This is a genomic window from Aeromicrobium sp. UBA7512 (assembly GCF_002476985.1).
GTDB lineage: Bacteria > Actinomycetota > Actinomycetes > Propionibacteriales > Nocardioidaceae > Aeromicrobium > Aeromicrobium phoceense.
In genome coordinates, this window is sequence record NZ_DLNK01000002.1 from 116,046 (window position 1) to 132,998 (window position 16,953).

The 16,953-nt window shown below is 73.4% G+C and carries 11 protein-coding genes; 2 read left to right on the forward strand and 9 right to left on the reverse strand.

Features of this window, described 5'->3' with window-relative positions; translation table 11 throughout:
- Position 1: 1 nt before the first annotated feature.
- Both B2363_RS01400 and B2363_RS01405 read right to left on the reverse strand, forming a co-directional pair.
- A complete protein-coding gene (locus B2363_RS01400) occupies positions 2 to 634 on the reverse strand; it encodes a D-sedoheptulose-7-phosphate isomerase (RefSeq protein WP_194956487.1) in 633 nt (210 codons plus the stop codon).
- Positions 631 to 1,713, reverse strand: coding sequence for a GHMP kinase (locus B2363_RS01405; protein ID WP_194956255.1), 1,083 nt, complete (start codon positions 1,711 to 1,713; stop codon positions 631 to 633). Before B2363_RS01405 ends, B2363_RS01400 begins: the two co-directional genes overlap by 4 nt.
- 18 nt (positions 1,714 to 1,731) lie before the next feature.
- On the opposite strand from B2363_RS01405, the gene B2363_RS01410 reads away from it, so the two are divergent.
- A complete protein-coding gene (locus B2363_RS01410) occupies positions 1,732 to 2,985 on the forward strand; it encodes an acyltransferase family protein (protein WP_286927927.1) in 1,254 nt (417 codons plus the stop codon).
- Here the strand turns inward: B2363_RS01410 and B2363_RS01415 are convergent.
- The 6 genes from B2363_RS01415 to B2363_RS01440 form a co-directional block, all read right to left on the reverse strand.
- Complete coding sequence (locus B2363_RS01415) at positions 2,885 to 6,682, reverse strand: alpha-(1->3)-arabinofuranosyltransferase domain-containing protein (RefSeq protein WP_286927928.1); 3,798 nt, start codon at positions 6,680 to 6,682, stop codon at positions 2,885 to 2,887. The two genes, B2363_RS01410 and B2363_RS01415, sit on opposite strands and share 101 nt — an antisense overlap.
- Positions 6,683 to 6,773: 91 nt before the next feature.
- Positions 6,774 to 6,920, reverse strand: a complete 147-nt coding sequence (locus tag B2363_RS01420; RefSeq protein ID WP_153302813.1) for a hypothetical protein — start codon at positions 6,918 to 6,920, stop codon at positions 6,774 to 6,776.
- 97 nt (positions 6,921 to 7,017) lie between these two features.
- The gene (locus B2363_RS01425; protein WP_286927930.1) at positions 7,018 to 8,742 is read right to left on the reverse strand and encodes a hypothetical protein; all 1,725 of its coding nucleotides are present in this window, start codon (positions 8,740 to 8,742) and stop codon (positions 7,018 to 7,020) included.
- Positions 8,742 to 9,848: a glycosyltransferase family 4 protein gene (locus tag B2363_RS01430; RefSeq protein ID WP_286927931.1), complete on the reverse strand. Its 1,107-nt coding sequence runs from the start codon at positions 9,846 to 9,848 to the stop codon at positions 8,742 to 8,744. The genes B2363_RS01425 and B2363_RS01430 overlap by 1 nt, the downstream gene beginning before the upstream one ends.
- A gap of 10 nt (positions 9,849 to 9,858) precedes the next feature.
- The gene (locus tag B2363_RS01435; protein WP_286927933.1) at positions 9,859 to 10,674 is read right to left on the reverse strand and encodes a glycosyltransferase family 2 protein; all 816 of its coding nucleotides are present in this window, start codon (positions 10,672 to 10,674) and stop codon (positions 9,859 to 9,861) included.
- Positions 10,667 to 14,755, reverse strand: a complete 4,089-nt coding sequence (locus B2363_RS01440; protein ID WP_286927934.1) for an alpha-(1->3)-arabinofuranosyltransferase domain-containing protein — start codon at positions 14,753 to 14,755, stop codon at positions 10,667 to 10,669. The genes B2363_RS01435 and B2363_RS01440 overlap by 8 nt, the downstream gene beginning before the upstream one ends.
- A gap of 113 nt (positions 14,756 to 14,868) precedes the next feature.
- On the opposite strand from B2363_RS01440, the gene B2363_RS01445 reads away from it, so the two are divergent.
- Positions 14,869 to 16,056 carry a lipopolysaccharide biosynthesis protein gene (locus B2363_RS01445; protein ID WP_286927936.1) on the forward strand — a complete coding sequence of 396 codons (1,188 nt, stop codon included), beginning with the start codon at positions 14,869 to 14,871 and terminating at the stop codon, positions 16,054 to 16,056.
- A gap of 45 nt (positions 16,057 to 16,101) precedes the next feature.
- Here B2363_RS01445 and B2363_RS01450 read toward each other — a convergent pair whose 3' ends face one another.
- On the reverse strand, positions 16,102 to 16,935 hold the full coding sequence (locus B2363_RS01450) for a class I SAM-dependent methyltransferase (RefSeq protein WP_181755515.1): 834 nt from the start codon (positions 16,933 to 16,935) through the stop codon (positions 16,102 to 16,104).
- Between the last annotated feature and the right edge of the window lie 18 nt (positions 16,936 to 16,953).

Below are 16,953 nucleotides of genomic sequence, written 5' to 3' on the forward strand. Positions count from 1 at the left end.
GTCAGGACGTCGGCTGCGACAGCACGTCGACCGCCTCGCACCAGGCGTGGGCCCACAGCATGTGGACCTCCTGGATGCGGGGCGTGAAGTCCGACGGCACGTGCAGCACGTGGTCGGCGCGGCCCGGCAGGTCGCCGCCCGACTCGCCGGTGAGCGCGACGGTGGCCAGGCCCCGCTCGCGGGCGGCGTCGAGCGCGCGCAGGATGCTGGCGCTGCGCCCGCTGGTGGACATCGCGATGAGCAGGTCACCGGGACGACCGAGCGACTGCACGCCGCGGACGAACACGTCGTCGAAGCCGTAGTCGTTGCCGACCGCGGTGATCGAGGTGAGCGAGTCCGCGAGGCAGACCGCCGGGAGCGGCGCGCGGTCGAGGATGCACTTGCCCACGAACTCCGCGGCGACGTGGCTGGCGATCGCGGCGCTGCCGCCGTTGCCGGCCACCAGGACCGTGCCGCCGGATCGCAGCGTCTCGACCACGGCGCGGCCGGCGGCGTCGACCTGTTCGACCAGGGCCGGCTCCTCGAGGGCGCGGGCCAGACTGGCCCACGCCTCGATGCCCAGCGTCTGGCGCTGCGCCACGACCTGGGTGATCGCGTCCTCGGACGCGCTGTGCAACTGGTGCCGGACCGTCAACTCTGTCCCCTCCACGTGACCAGACCTTCCCTCGAGAACGTGAACTCCGAGACGCCCAGACCCATCCGCGTGAGCTCCTCGGCCACGACGTGGCGACGCTCGAACTCGCAGATGAAGACCAGGTGGCCTCCGCCGCCGGCACCGGTGACCTTGCCGCCCAGGGCGCCCAGCTCGAGGGCCTTGGTGATGGCCTGGTCGATGAGGGGCGTCGCGATGCGGTCGGACATCTTGCGCTTCTCGTCCCAGGCGCGGCCGAGCAGGCGCCCCAGCGTGTCGACCTCGCCGCGGACGAGCGCCAGCTTCATCTCGGCGGCGAGCTCCTTCTGGGCGCGCAGGCCCTCCAGTGCGGTCTCCTCGCCACGCTCGTAGCGCGACACCTGGTCGTCGATGATGTGGTCGCTGACGCGCGTGTTGCCGGTGTAGGCCAGCAGCATGTTGTGCTCGAGCTCGTGGATCGTCGAGTCGCGGATGCGCAGCGGGTTGACGACGACCTGGTCGGTGAACTCGATGTAGTTGAACCCGCCGAACGCGGCCGCGTACTGGTCCTGGGCGCCACCGGGGATCTGCAGGTCCTCGCGCTCGAGCCGGTACGCCAGCTCGGCGACCTCGTACTCGGTCAGGTCGAGGCCGAGGTGCTGGGCGACGACGCCGATCACGGCGACCATCACGGCACTCGAGGAGCCCAGGCCCGAGCCGGGCGGGGCGTTGGTGTGGATGAAGAGGTCGAAGCCGGTGGCCGAGACGGCGCCGGGGTACTGGCGCAGGCGCGCGATGGTGGCCTTCGGCAGGTCGAGCTGGCCGTCGAGCTCGAGGTCGTCGTCGACGTTGAACCCGACGGAGTAGCCGTAGTCGAGCGACTTGATCGTGACCTGGCCGTCGGCCCGCGGCCGCAGCGTGCAGTAGGAGTACGCCGAGATCGTGGCCGACAGCACGGCGCCGCCCTCACGCTCGGGGAACGGCGCCACGTCGGTGCCACCACCGGCGAACGAGATCCGCAGCGGGGCCCGCGCCCGGAGCACCGGACGGCGCACGTCGGCGGCGCCGGGATCGGTCGACACGGGGTGGGACTGCTGTGTCATCCGTACTAGCCTCCAGAGGTGACGCATCGCCCTGCCGGGCGCAGTGCCACGTCAACCTACCTGATCCGACTCGCTCCCGGAGGGCACATGGGCCACCTGCGTCTCGTCGACGGCCTGCGTGCCGTCGCCGCGGCCCTGGTGCTCGTCTCGCACGTCGGGTTCTGGACCGGGGCGTCCTCGATCGACCTCGTCGGAGGGCTCGTGGCCCGGGGCGACGCCGGCGTGGCGGTGTTCTTCGCGATCTCCGCGTTCCTGCTCCTGCGGCCCGCGATCGCCCGCGGACTGGACGGCACGGCGCGCGAGGCCGGCGCGACGGCGCGCTACGCCGTCCGCCGCGCCGCGCGCATCCTGCCGGCGTACTGGCTCGCGCTCGCGGGCGTCCTGGCCGCGGCCGTCTGGATCACCGGAGGGGCGGGGGGTCCGGCGAAGGTCGCCGCGCACGTCCTCGTCCTGCAGGGCTACACCGGCGACTACTACCAGTCGTTCACGCAGAGCTGGAGCCTCACGACCGAGGTCACCTTCTACGTCCTCGTCCCCGTCCTCGGGGGCCTGCTGACGCGGGGGCTGTGGCGGCGCGGGGGCTCCCGCGGCGTCGGCGCGCTCGTCGCCGTCACCGCCGTGGTCGCCGGCGGCGGACTCCTCGCCCAGGCCGTGGCCGCCGCGTGGAGCCGAGCGGGTTCCGACGGCGGCGCCGGGGTGCTGGCCACCAGCGTCGTGGGGCACCTCGCCTGGTTCGGCGCGGGAGCCGCGGTGGCACTGCTCGCGGAAGGTCAGCGCCGGGGTGTCGGGCCCCTCGCCACCCGGCCGGCCCTGCTGGCCGTCTGGCGCTCGCGCCCCACGCTCGTGCTGCTCGCCGTGGTGGTCTTCGTCGTGGCCTCGTCACCGCTCGCCGGCCCGCGTGACCTCACCCTCCCGACCCCCGGCCAGGCCGTGGCGAAGGAGGCCCTCTACGCCCTGTTCGCCCTGCTCCTGCTGGCGGCGTGCGTGCAGGAGCCCGCGCCCGGGACGCCGGCGGACACGGTGGCGCGCTGGGGCGTCACGCGCTGGCTCGGCGACATCTCCTACGGCGTCTTCCTCTGGCACGTCGTCGTGCTGCAGGTGCTGTTCGAGGTCACGGGCGCCGAGCTCTTCGCCACCGGCTTCTGGTGGACGCTGTACGCGGTGGCCGGGTTCAGCGTGGCGCTCGCGTCCCTGTCGTGGTGGCTGGTGGAGCGCCCGATCCTGGCTGCGGCGCGCCGTCGAACAGCGCCCGCGCCAGCAGCGAGAGCGTGAACAGGCCCGCCAGCTGACCCAGCACCGTGCCGGCCGAGGTGCGGTCGACCACGCCGAGCGCCGCCATGGCCACCGCGCCGACCGCCATCGCCGCGATGGAGACGGGCACGACGAGCCGGCGCGGCAGCACCCACGCCAGCCCCGCGAGCACGAGACCGGCGAGGCCTCCGCACAGGAAGCCCACCGCACCGGTCACGCCCCACCCGATCCTGCGGTCGATCGCGATCGCAGGCGCCGCCCACCGGTCCCACGGGAGACGGGTGCGCCGCGTCGCGACGAGCGCGCCGAGGAGCAGCAGGAGGGCGACCGGACCGGCCGCGAGGCCCCAGCGGTGCGCGGCCGACGGGGCGAAGTCGATCACGACCTCGCCGGAGAGGGACTCGGGCAGCCGGAAGCCCTGCCGCCAGCCGTCGATCGTGACGGGCTCGAGCTCGCGACCCGAGGGGGTCGTCGCGCGCCAGCCCTCGTTGGCGCCCTGCACGAGCGCCAGGACGGCGTCCCCTCCCCCACTGACCGAGGCGACGATGCGACCGGGCGACTCCTCGCGCGCCAGCACGGAGCGTCCGGCGCCGGAGCCGAACTCGGTGGACCCGAGGACGACCCGCTCGACCTGGAGCGCGGCCGGGAGACCGGTACGGACGTCGACCGTGCCCGGCGCGACGACCGCCTCCGAGCCGCCGCACGGCTCGAGGGTCACGGGGTCGCCGTTCACCAGGAGCTGCCGATCCACCGCTCCACCGACTGCCACGGTGGACGTGCCGACGGACACGGTGGAGCAGGGGACGCGGACGGGCCCGGGCGAGTCGATGGCGTCGAGGTCGACCTCGGGAACGGTCCACTCGCCCTCGCCGGCCGTGCGCACGAACGTCAGGGTGACGCGGTCGCCCTCACCCTCGACGACGCCGCCGGTGCGGGGCAGCATCGTGACGCGCCCACCCACCGACGCCCGGATCCCGGCGAGGCCGGTGCCCCCGCTGGAGACCCGGCCGATCGTCGTGCTGTCCGGGAGGACGACGTCGACGGTGGCCGCGTCCCGGCCGGCCGGCACCCGCCACGCGGTCGACGGGTCGCCGTCGAAGGCCGCTCCGGGGCGACTCGTCGCGTCGTCGCCGACCCGGTCCTCGGAGGTGAAGCGCGCGGGCGCGTCGAGCAGCGCCTCCAAGTCGGGACCCGGCCGCGACCGCGCCGTGACCTCGACCGGGACGCGAGACGACGACGTGGACTCGAAGGCCCACCGCGGGGTCGCGGCATCCTCGGCGAGCGGGCTCAGCACGAGGCTCGTGCGCCGGGGGTCGACCTCGCCGGGCAGCCTGATCCGCGAGCCCCAGTCCTGGACGCTGCTGCTGATCTCGGCGATCCCCCGCACGACCGGCCGCGCTGCTGTCGGCAGCACGAGGTCGAGCCGCTCGAACACCTCGGTGCCGAAGTCGGCCGAGCCGCGGCCGGCAGCGAGGTCGACGGTCATGACGCGCGTGGTCCCGTCGGCGCGCCGGGCACGTAGCGTGACGCTGTCCACCGACGGTGTCGTCGGGGCCGGGACCACGGTGACGCGACCCAGTCGAGACGGCTCGGCCGGCACGAGGGAGAGCCGGCCGTCGGTCTCCTCGTCGGTGAGCCAGGCCGTGGAGGGGTCGCCGTCGAGTGCGGCGGCGGGGCCCGCGTCGGTCCCCGCCCACGCCGACGCAAACGGATCGGCGCCCGAGCTGGACGCCTCGACCGACGTGAGGCCGACCCACTCGCGCACAGGCTGCGCGGAGCGATCGCCCGCGGGCGGGAGGTCGCGCGCACCGATCGGCTCGGGTGAGTCGTCCGCGGCATCGAGCGTGGGGCCGAACGCGAGCTGGGCCGGACGACCGCTGTTGAACTGACGCCAGCGCAACGAGTCGGTCACGACGTCCGCGTCGGGCGCGGCAGGAGAGATCGTCGTCCACGTCCGCGACGGCAGCCCCAGCGACGTGAGGTCGTCGAGCGCCTCGGGCCCGCCGGAGACCACGACCTGCGCGTCGGCCGCCATCGACTCGACGACCGGTGCCGCCTCCGACCCGACGGTCCACACCGCGAGGTCGCCGAACCGCTCGTGCTCGGCGAAGCCCGGCGACCGCTCGAGCGTCTGCTCCACCATGTCGGCGGGCTGTGCCTGCACGAGGGGCAGCACCCCGTCGCGGACGACGACCCGTGCCACTCCCATCCGCGCGAGGAGGTCGGCCAGCCCGGGCTGGGCCACGCCCGTGGCGGCCACGGCGTCGATCCGGTCGAGCAGGCGCGTCGCTCCCGGGTGGCCCAGTGGCGCCGCGGGGCGGACCACGACGGGCGACTCGGCGAGCGCGACGAGCGGCTCGTCCGACGTCTTGCCCCACGTGAACTCGGCGGTGCGGGCGGCCGGCAGCACCAGGGTGGAACCACCGTCCTGCTCGTGCAGGGCGTCGATCTCCTCGGCGGCCTGACGCCACGTGGCAGGGATCTCCTCGTAGCTGTTGGCGTCGCCACCCCGCCCGGCCCACAGCGCGGTCGGGGACAGCAGCGCCGCCGCCAGCACGACCACGACCGCTGCCCTCGGGAGCTGGCGGGACCGAACCAGACTGTGCGACACCAGTACCGCGACCCCGAGCGTGAGCGGGAGCCGCACGAGCGGGTCGGCCTTGTGGACGTTGCGCAGGGCCGCCGCGGGCCCGTCGAGGAAGGCCCGGACGCCCTCGGCCACCGGGGAGCCCACGACGCCGGCATGGCCGATCGCCATGAGCAGCGTGCCGAGGAGGGCCGACCCGATGAGGAAGCGGGTGACGTCGCGCCGCTCGCCGTCGCGCGAGAGGACCACGAGGCCCGCCACGCCGGCGCCGGCGACCAGCATCCCGCTCACGATGGCGACGAGGTCCTGGGCCTGCACCCAGCCGGACTGCCACACCGGGTGCGACTCGGCGTCGAGGATGTACGCGATCCAGTGGTCGGCGCCCCGCAGGACGTTGGGCACCGACGTGACCGCCGTGGTGATCCGGGCGGTCTCGATGAAGTCCAGGAACGGGTACCCGTAGCGGCCCAGCACGAGCAGCGGCACGACCCACCACGCGGCACCGACCAGCACGGCGACCGACCACGCCACGAGCGCGCGCCCGCGGCGCGCCGCGCGAGGGGCGGTGACGATCACCATCAGGGGCAGGAGGAGCACGACCGCCGAGGCCGTGGCGTTGACGCCGCCGAGCGCGAAGGTCAGCAGCCCCGTGCCGGCGGCTGCGCGGACGAGCACCCTGCGGTCGGTGGACGGGCGCACCATGGTCCAGGCCGACAGGACGAGCCACGGCGCGACGGCGCCGGGCCAGGCCTCGACCGAGATCTCGGACAGGACAGTGACGACGCGCGGCGCCAGGGCGTAGAGCGCTGCGGCGACGAGGGCGACGTCCGGGCGCAGGCCTAGGAGGCGACGCGCGAGGAGGTAGGTGCCGGTGAAGGCCACGACGAGCAGCAGGCTCCACCAGAGTCGCTGGGCGGCCCAGCCGGGGAGGCCGATCGCGTCGGCGAGGCCCATGACCGGACCCAGCGGGAAGAGGTAGCCGTAGGCCTGGTTCTGCAGCTCACCGAGGCCGGCGTGGGAGTTCCAGGCGGACAGGGACCGCGCTAGGTAGTCCCACGGGGCGACCGTGAGGTCGAGCTTGGTGTCGGGCTGGGTGCGCCCGGGCGCGACGACCCACGGAAGAATCGCCACCAGCAAAGTGCTGGCGGCGATTCTGACCCGTTGGGCGACGTCGGGCGTCGCGCGGGGTTCGTCGGTGGTGGGGTGGATCACCCCGGATCGATCAGGACTCGTCGTACGCGATGACGGACGAGTGCGTCTGATCCTGCTTGACAGCGGTCTGGCTCGCGACGATGCCCAAGACCGCAAGGATTCCGAGAATGATCCCGGCAGCGCTGCCGCCGATGGTCCAGACTGCGTTCTCGCTCATGTGCCCCTGTTTTCCGTAGTCGAGGAAATACTTATCGGTAGCCTAGCAGCCCTCAGGGCGCTTGTCCCGTGGATGACACACCGGTGGGACAAGGTCCTCAGGCCGCCGGATCGCGGCGCTTCACGGCTCGTGCGACCACTCCGGCGGCGGCCAGCGCGAGGCCCAGGGCGCCGAGCACGAGACCGAGGTGGTCGATCGGCTCGGCACCCGGCACGGGGGCCAGTCCCTCGTCCCCGAGGTCCCACCACTGCAGCGCGTCGGTGCGGATGCGCAGCTCGGCCCCACCCAGCTGGAGGGCGTTCAGCGTGGGCCCGGGCTGGTCGGTCTGCAGCAGCACGTGACGCACGCCGGCCGCCCGCAGCGCGGCGAGAACGTCGCCCTCGGGCGCCGCGAGGGCTCGTGTCACCTCCGCGGCCCGGGGGTCCTCCCCCGCCACCACGCCGTCGCGCAGCGGCAGCGCGTCGTTCACCCGGACGTCCCGCTCGAGCAGGCGGGGCCACGGGTCTAGCACGACCCGGTCGTCGTTCCAGTCGTACCGTCGGTACTGGGTCCACGGCAGCACGGCGACGGCTCCGGGCTCGGCCTGCTCCAGGCGCTCGGCCACGAACGTGAAGTCGACGGGCAGGTCGACCGAGCCCCAGCGTCCGCCCCCGGCCCACGCCAGGCCCGGCAGCGTGACCACGGCGACCAGGCCCGTGGCGGCGGCCAGTCCGCCGGCGACCCAGCGGCTCACCCCGCGTCGCGTGGCGGCCGCGCCGAGGCGAGCGGCGCTGAGTCCGACCGCGAGGGAGACCGCCACCATCCACAGCGCGGCGAACTTCTGGCCGTCGCGCACCAGTCCGCCGCCCGGCAGCTGCAGGACGACGAACGACACGAGCTCACGTCCGCCCGGGAGGCCCGCGACGATCGCCGCGACGAGGCCGACCAGTCCGGCCACGGCGGCGCCGAGGTACTCGGGCCGCGACCGAACCCGAGGGTCGGACCAGGCGACGGCGACCGCGACCAGCACGCCCAGCAGGGCGACGCCGGACAGCAGGAGACTCTGGCGCTCGGCGAACCAGGAGGCCTGGTTCCAGATGCCGCCGCCCGTGAGGATCGAGCCGACCATGCCCCACGGGGTGTCGCCGCGGGCCGCGAAGGCCTCGACGCCCGCCGAGTCGGCCGAGGACGACGCCTGCGACCGCAGGAACGGGAACCACCACGAGGCGGCGACCAGCACCGAGACCGCCATCGCCCAGCCCCAGGCCCGCCACGCCCGGGGCCACCGCGATCCCGCCAGCAGCACGGCGGTGGCGGTGACGACGGCCAGCACCGCACCGGTCGACCCGGAGAGGCCGGCCAGGGCCATCACGACCCCGAGGGCGCCGGTGGGCGACTCGCCGCGGCGCAGCCTCCCGGCCGTGCGCACGACCCAGAACAGGGACGCGTACCCGAGCAGGTAGCCCCAGTGCCCGATCGCGAGCCGCTCGGCGACCCACGGGTTCCAGCACGCCACGAGGGCTCCCGCGACGGCGGCGCTGCGCCCGGGCAGCAGCGCACCCGCACCGGCACCGGCCGCGACGAACACGGTCACGAGGAGCAGCTTCTGGACCAGCCAGCCGGGCAGGAAGGTGGACAGTGCCGCGACGACGAGGTCGTTCGGCACGGCCCGCGGAACGGACCCGTCGACACCCAGGGTCCGCTCGCCGAAGCCCAGCTCCGGCACGAACACCATGTCGTAGTTGAGCTGCAGCCCCGGCAGCAGCGCCGGGCCGAGGATCAGGGCGGCGGCCACGAGGCCGGTGGCGGCCCCCACGAACGCAGGGGTCGTGAAGCGCCTCATCAACGCGCCCCGTGCAGGAGTTCCATCTCGGCGAAGGCCTCGCCCATCCGCCGGCACTGCGTGCGCAGGTCGTGGTGCTCGGCGACCCACACGCGGTTCGCCTCACCCTGGCGCTGACGCCGCGCGGGGTCGGAGAGCCAGCCCACCAGCGCGGCCGCCAGGGCCTCGACCTGGTCGGGACCCTCGACGTCGAGCAGGTCGTTGCCCGGCGCGATCGCCTCGTGGTTGCTGCCGCACCGCGTGGTGACGACGGGCAGGCCGCAGGCCTGCGCCTCGACGTAGGCCAGGCCGAACTGCTCCTCCCACTTCCACGTCGGGCGTGGGGCGGTGATGAACACCGCCGCGCTGCGCAGCAGGTCGCCGACGCCGTTCGCGTCCAGACCTCCGACCAAGGTGACCCCGCTGCGGGGGTCGTCGGCCGCCGCGCGGACGAGCGGCTCGAGGGGACCTCGGCCCGCCACGACGAGCTCGGCCTCGGGGATCTGCCGGCGCACCAGCTCCATCGCCGCGAGGATGCGGTCGATGCCCTTGTTCTCCGCGAGCGGGCTGACGAAGACGACCCGCGGGTGCTCGACGCCCTCGGCGGCCGGCGTGAAGATCGACGTGTCGACGCCCGGCTTCACGACGCGGATCACTGCGTCGTCGAAGCGGTTCTCCAGCAGGTGGTCGCGCGCCGCGTCGACCATGCACAGCAACAGCTCGGCCCGACGGCACGACTCCAGCGCCTGGCGGTAGGGCGGGACGCGGTAGAGCGGCTGGCGCGCGAGGTTCTCCCACGTGACGACGGCCTGCAACGGACGCCGGCCCGTGCCCTTCGTGCGCCACTTCGCGGCCTGGCCGGTCACCAGCGAGCACAGCTCCAGCGAGGCGACCCAGTCGAAGTCGGCCGGGTCCTGGTCGCGGAGCTCGTTCACCCACGCGAGCGCACCGGCCTCGATGAACCGCTTGATCGGGCGGCGGTAGGTGCTGGGCACCCACGTGAGGTCGCCGACGGGCTCGTCGCGGGCGAGCGCGGTGACGTGCGTGTCCCCCATGAGTGACATGTAGTAGAGCTCGCGACGCGGCCGCTGGTCGGGCAGGGAGACCCAGAGCAGTTCGCGCGTCACCCCACGATCCTCACACCTCGGCCCGGCGGCGACCCGCACGGGCGCCCCACAAATACCCGGCCGCCTCCATGACCCGCATGCCCGCCATGCCGAGGGCGTGGACGGGCCGTCGCACCAGAAGGCGCCAGTTCTGCGCGTAGGCCCGCAGCACCCCGCTGCCCTGGTCCGCCATCGCGCTGTCGTGCCGGTCGACGAGCGTCGGCAGGCTCAGCCCGTAGTAGTAGCGCTTCTGCCAGATGTCGCGCAAGGTCAGACGACCCTCGTCGTGGTCGACGACGACCGCGGCCAGCGCCACGGTGCCGCCCGCGTCGCGGATCCGGAAGCGCAGGTCGGCGTCCTCCGGTCCGGACATGGACTCGTGGAAGCCGTCGGCGAGCATGTCGGCGCGCCGCAGCAGTCGCGGGTTGTGCAGCCACGGGGCGTCGAGGTAGCACTCGCGCTCGAGGGCACGGCACGCCGTCCAGAAGCCGTCGCCGATCGTCCGCTCGGGCAGCGCCACGCCGGTGGCGTCGGTGCGTGCCGCCGTGCGCACGGCGGCGCTCACGGCGTCGGGAGGCAGGTACATGTCGCTGTCGAGCCACAGGATCCAGACGCCCTCGGCCGCGCGGATCCCGCGGTTGCGCTGGGCGCTGCGCTCGGGACCGGCCGTGATGACGACGTCGGCCAGACCCTGCGCGATCTCGTCGGTGCCGTCGGAGCTGTGGTTGTCCACCACGATCAGCTCGACGTGCGGGTGGTCCTGGGCCCGCACCGAGGCCAGGCACCGCTCGATGGTGCGGCGGTTGTTGCGCGTCGGGACGATCACCGACACCAGCGGCTCAGTCATCGTCCGACCTCCGCGCGAGCAGGACGAGGCTGCCGGCGATCGCGAGCACGAGCCCGGCGGCGGCCACGTGGTGCGGGACGAGGCTCGCCGAGATCACGTCGGCCGACAGCTCGCCGATGCCGTCGCGGCGGGCCTGGACGACCAGCAGCGCCACGACCGACAGGAACGTCAGCGCCGATCCGGCGTACACGAGACGGCGCGGGTCGACCGGCCGCAGCCACAGGAGCGCGGCCGCGACGAGGCCTCCGGCGAGTCCGCCCCAGCCCAGCAGCAGGCCGGCGCCGGCCACGCCCACCACGGTGAGGACGGGCGCCGTGGCCCAGCGCGGCCTCAGGCCCGTGGGCCCGGCGACCCCGTCGGGAAGGGCGAACAGGCGGCGGCGCACCAGCGCCGTGACGACGAGAGCGAGCGCCGCGAGCAGGCCGAGACCGCTGGCACCGAGCGCGACGTTCGACCACAGCTGGGGCTTGTAGCGGATGTCGATCGTGGCGGCGGCACCGTCCTCGACGATCCAGCCGGACGAGAAGCCGTCGAGGACCACCGGGGCGCCGAGGTCCTTGCCGTCGGCGGTGGCACCCCAGTTCGGGTTGTGGCTCTGACCGGTGACGACCGCGTAGGGACCGTCGGCGACCTCGACGTCGAGCGTCATGCGCGCATCGCCCTCGCGGGTGATCTCGGAGATGATCGGCGACCCGAACCGCTCCAGCGACTCCCGCGTGTCGCTCAGCTCGAGCGAGTCGAGGACGAACGCGGGGTTGCCGTCGATGGTGTGCTCGCCGGCCTCCAGCCGGGTGGGCTCGCAGCCGACCCAGCGGGTGCCCTGCTGGTCGCTGCGCGCGAGCAGGCTGGTCTGGGGCTTCATCAGCAGGCCCTCGCCGTCGAGGACGGCGACCGGCAGGCAGTGCTCGCCGCCGTCGGCCTCGGGCAGCTCGAGTCCGGTGTCGATCGTGGTGAAGGTGGCGGGCACGCCCCTCGGGTCGCCCGTGATCCCGTCGATGGTCACCCGCACCGCGGAGCCACGGACCGGCCGGTCGAGGTCGATCGTGGTCTCGCCGAGGCCGATCTCGGACTGTGCCACGTCGACTCCGTCGACGCTGACCGTCACGCGGGTGGCGTGGTGCCGGGTCTGCTCGTCGTTGATCGAGGCGGCCTCCTGCACGAGGCGCACCTGGTCGATCCGGCGCGCGTCGCCCCGGATCTCCCACCAGGATCCGCGAGTGGTGCCGCCGGGCACCCAGCCCGTGTCGGCGTCGCCGTCGGCGGCCCGCGACGCGCGGTTGGCCGGGTTGTCGAAGTAGAAGCCGCTGGACTCCGCCTCGACGTCCTTGCCGCGACCCTCGACCCGGTCGTACATCACCTCGACCGGTCCGCTGACGCGGACCTCGGCACTGGTCTCGAAGGCGCGCCGGTCGGGCAGGGTCACCACCCGGTTCAGGGCGCGCTCGGAGTCGTCGTTCGTGGACGGCGTGTTCTGGACGCGCGTCAGCAGCACGTCGAGGGGCGTTCGCGAGAAGCGGAGGCGATCGGAGGAGTCGAGCTCGTCGTAGGTGTTCGACAGGGTCAGCGGGGTGCGACCGGCCACGTGGGCCTGCTTGCCACCCAACCCGATCTCGGCGATGCCCACGAAGTTGAAGCCCTCGCCGCGGGTGGACTCGACCGTGACGGTGACCTCGTCCGCCTCCACTCCCCCGAGTCGCGCCGTGGCCAGCCCGGTCTCGGGCAGGGTGATCGTGTCGCTGCGGCCCCCCGCCGACACGGTGACCTCGTCGATCTGGACGTCGCCGATCGGCAGCTGCGCGATCGGCACCTCGTCCAGCTCGACGGGCTCGTCCAGCGTGGCCACGAGGCGCTGGCCGGCGGCGGTGCCGAAGTCGCCGAAGCGCCAGCCCGTGGTGAGATCACCGTCGACCGCGAAGTCGCCGGTGCCGTAGGGAAGGTCGAAGAACGTGCCGCCCGACCGTGAGGTGGTCACCTTCACGACCGAGTCCACGCGCACGGTCTGGTCGTCCGTGTCGGTGCCGAGGGTGCGGGTGGCACCGGGATCCTGGTCCTCGCGCAGCAGCGGACCCTGGCCCACCGTCAGCCGGTTGGAGATGACGCTGCGCCGCGCGTTCGTGTCGGTGAGGACCATCCGACCGGCGGTGTCGAGGGCGCTGGAGAACTCGTCGGTGGAGAGGTCCTGGGCGTACCGCACGAGCGGCGACGAGTCGAGCAGTCTCGCCTCGGCCAGCGCGGGGAACGCGAAGCCGTCGCCGGCCACGATGACCTGTCCGTCCAGCGGCACGGCGCGCAGGGACTCGCGGGCGCCGCCGACGTCGTAGACCTGGACGGGCGGCAGCAGGTTCTCGCCGTGGAAGAAGGGGTCCTCCATCGCGGGCGAGAGGGTGTTCTGGCCGGGGACGCCGAAGTTCTGGCGCCCGAACAGGCCCGGGTCGTTCGCGACGAGCCGGTTCATCTCCGCGGGGCGCGCGCCGCCGGTGTTCTCCCACACGACGTCGTTGCGCAGCAGCACCTGTCCGGCGCCGAGGTAGCGCGCCATCGTGGACACGGCGGCCCCGGTGGACGTGCCGGACTGCGCCGACCCGTCGAGGGCGGAGAGGAAGTTCACGCCGGGCGGGGACGCGTTCGGCGTGGTCTCGGGCACCACCGCGCGACGGTCGAACAGCGCGTTCACGACATCGTCGGGACGCTCCTCGGTCCACCGGTAGAAGGGCCGGACCTGACCGGGCAGGACGAGGACGGAGCCCGGCTGGCTGCTCTCGTCCACCGAGGCGGCGGCCTCGCTCCAGTAGTCGGGGATGTCGATCGGCGAGATGTAGAGGCGACCAGCCAGCGCCGGCAGGGACCACGCCGCGAAGATGCTCGCGGCCACCACCACGACCACCGTGCGCGCCGGGTGCCAGCGCCACACGCGCGGCCCGAGGTGCATCACCGTGATGACGATGCCGATCGTCATCGCAACGGCCAGCACCGCGCCGATCTTGTTGGTCGTGCGGAACGCCGACAGCGCCGGGACCTGGAGAATCTCGCCCAGGAGGCGGCCGAACGGCGACGCCGGCCCGTCCTCGGTCGGGAAGACACCGATCATGACGATCGCGGCGCCGAAGACGGCGACCGACACGAACACCCGGGCGCGAGTGCGCGCCCACGCCAGGGCGGTCAGGCCCAGCGCCGGCCACGCCGCGGTGAGCAGCATGATCAGCGGGCTGACGACGTAGACGGCGTGCTCGGGGACCCACGGCCCGGTGGAGCTGGAGCCGTAGAGCGGCCAGAGGCCGAGGCCGCGCAGCACCTCGGTCAGCGACGAGACCTTGGCGATGCCGGTGAGGGACTCCGAGCCCTCGACGATCTGCGCACCGGTCGTGAGGGCGGCGAACGCCGGGACCAGCCAGTAGAGGGAGAGCAGGACGACGAACAGGGCCGACCTCGCCAGCACGATCAGCGCGTCGAGCCACCGGAGGCCGTCGCTGGCGCGGATGGCCAGGACGACGGGGATGACGGCCAGCAGCTGGAACAGCGGCACGACCGCCACGTTCATGCCGCTCATCGCGAAGAACGTCAGGCCGAACAGGGCCGGCCACGCCCAGCTGGCCGGGCGCCGCAGGCCGTGGACGAGGCACAGCAGCTGCCACGGCAGCAGGGCCAGCGGCAGCGCGACGGCCAGGGTGGCGCCGGCGCTGATCGTGTAGGGATTGGCCAGCAGGAGCACGGCGGCCAGGAGTCCGCCCCAGCGGCCGATCTGCGGCGCGATCGTGCGCGTCAGGCGCGCCGCGCCCCACGCGGCCACCAGCCACAGCACGAAGTGGAAGACCTTGAAGGTCATCTCCGGCGACAGGCCGATCCCCCGCAGCCCGGACAGGACGAGCAGCACCGGGGCCAGCCCGACGTTGAAGTTCGGCGAGCCGAGGTAGGGCGAGGAGGTCCACGACGAGAGGTACTGGCCGAGCATCTGCCAGGGGCGGACGTAGACCTCGGGCTTGATGTCGGTGTAGAAGGTGCCCCAGCCGTTGAGGCCGATGACGAGAGCCAGCGCGAGGATCGCCGAGCCCACCACGAATCGGTAGTGGGTGAACAGACGCACAGGGACTCCCTCAGGGTTCGGCCGCAGCGGCCGCGGGCACAGCGTCGTCCAATATAGCCCGCATCACACATCCTGTTACCGGAGAGTCACGAAGCCGGTAGCCTGAGGGCGCCATGCCCCGCCCGTCATCCCCTTCACGCACGCGTTCGGGCTCCGGAGCGGCCCTCGGCATCACGATGGCGCTGGCCAATCTCCTCAGCTACGTCTTCGTCCTCGTCCTCTCGCGCGCCCTCGGCCCGTCGGACTTCGGCGGCTTCTCCGCGCTCTCGGCCTACGGCATCGTCCTGTCGGTCCCGGCCGGGGCGCTGCAGGTCATCGTCGCGCGCCATGTCGCGGGCGCCACCCACGACTCGCGCGGGGTGCGCACCGCGCTCGGCGTCGGCGTCGCCCTCGCCGCGGCCACGATCGTCGCCGCTCCCCTGCTGTCCAGCGCCTTCCGGCTCGACACGGCCTGGTCCGCGGTCTGGCTCGGCCTGACGCTCGTGCCGATGACGCTCACGGGAGCCTTCCAGGGAATCCTGCTCGGGCGCGACCGGCTCGTCGCGCTGTCCGTGATCTACGTGGCCACGGCGGCCGGCCGCCTGGCCGCCGGCGCCGGTGGTGCGGCGCTGGGCCTCAGCGTGGCCCAGGTCTTCGCGCTGCTGCTCCTCGTCGCGGTCGCCGTCGCCGTGCTCGGCGCCTGGCTGTGCCGCGACGACCTCACGCTCGCCGACGACCGCCGGCTCGGCGGCGAGCTCATCCGCGCCACCATGTCGTTGGGTGCCTTCATCGCGCTGACGAACATCGACGTGACACTCGCCCGGGCGTACCTCGGCGACCACGACTCCGGCGGCTACGCCCTCGCCGCCACGTTCGGCCGCGCGATGGGCTGGGGCACGCAGTTCGTCGCGCTCCTGCTCGTCCCGCGCATGCAGGGCCCACGCGCCGCGCGCTCGTTCCGCCGGTCGCTCGGGCTGATCCTGCTGCTCGGGCTCGTCGGCATCGCGGTCATCGCCGCGGCCCCGGAGTTCTGGGTCGAGCTGGCCGGTGGCGCGGAGTACGCCGAGTTCGGGTCCCTCGCCGTCGCGTGCGTCGCCCTCGGCGTGCTGTGGGCGCTGGTGCAGGTGTCGCTGTTCGCGGAGATGGGCCTCGACAGCCCGTGGCTGGGCCGGTTCACCTGGTGCGTGGTGGCGGCGCAGTGCGCGCTCGTGGTGCTGTGGTTCCACGACACCCCGTACGAGATCGTCGGGGTCAGCGCCGTGGGTGCGACCACCATCGTGGGTGCGGCGCTCGTGCGCTCGCGGCGCCTGCAGCACGCCTGAGGCGGCGGCCGGCGCGCGTACGCCCGACCGCCGCCCCTGACGACCTCAGTCCTGCTTCTGCTCGATCGCGCGCGAGCGACCCATGATGATGCGGGCGCCGAGCTTCATGACGCCGGGGAACTTCGTGGCGGCCTTCCAGGCGATCCGGTTGAGCCGGTTCTGGACGTGCACCTGGTAGCGGCGCAGCCACTCGTCGCGGCCCTTCAGCACCGTCGGTGCCGTGCGTCGGAACGTGAGCGCGTGCAGGCCGTTGGCCCACCGCGGGTCGTCGTCGGACTTGGCGTCCCACGTGGCGTCGATCGTCCAACCGGGGTGACGGTCGAGGAAGAGCCGGTGGGCGCGCTGCACGACGGGCCACGTGGCGTCGTCGATCAGGACGAGCGCCTCGTCGGCCAGCAGCGGCTCGACCACGGCCAGCGCGAGGTAGTGCGCCAGCAGCGTGTGCTCGCCGTCGTAGAAGTAGACGCCGACCGGGCGGTCGATGATGCCGGGGACGGCCATCAGCTTGAAGCAGTCGCCCTCGAGCAGGCGGACGTCGGCACCGGCGCCGTACTTCGCCAGGTTGTCCATCAGCTCGGTGCGGGCCTCCTGGCCGGCCATCCCGAACTCGAGGAAGTTCTCCATGGCGTAGAAGACCTTGTCGGCGTTGTCGCGCACCGTGCCGCACATCGAGCGGCCCTTGAAGGTGCCGACCTCGAGGTACGCCTCGTCCGCCGGCATGATCGCGGCGGCCAGGTTGAGCATCGCCAGCTCGTTGGAGGAGGTGAAGCCCGTGACGTCGCCCTTGACCTGGTCCCAGTACGGGTCGATCGGATCGGTGTCCTGGGGATCGCCGGGGAAGAGGGTGGGAGCTCGGTCGAAGAATGCGGAGGTGTCCATGGGTGCCTTTCGTGCGGC

Excerpts from the sequence above, each read along its gene's own strand:
- B2363_RS01405 (WP_194956255.1), bottom strand. The coding sequence starts at position 1,713 with ATGACACAGCAGTCCCACCCCGTGTCGACCGATCCCGGCGCCGCCGAC.
- B2363_RS01420 (WP_153302813.1), bottom strand. The coding sequence starts at position 6,920 with ATGAGCGAGAACGCAGTCTGGACCATCGGCGGCAGCGCTGCCGGGATC.
- B2363_RS01425 (WP_286927930.1), bottom strand. The coding sequence starts at position 8,742 with ATGAGGCGCTTCACGACCCCTGCGTTCGTGGGGGCCGCCACCGGCCTC.
- B2363_RS01435 (WP_286927933.1), bottom strand. The coding sequence starts at position 10,674 with ATGACTGAGCCGCTGGTGTCGGTGATCGTCCCGACGCGCAACAACCGC.
- B2363_RS01445 (WP_286927936.1), top strand. The coding sequence starts at position 14,869 with ATGCCCCGCCCGTCATCCCCTTCACGCACGCGTTCGGGCTCCGGAGCG.
- B2363_RS01450 (WP_181755515.1), bottom strand. The coding sequence starts at position 16,935 with ATGGACACCTCCGCATTCTTCGACCGAGCTCCCACCCTCTTCCCCGGC.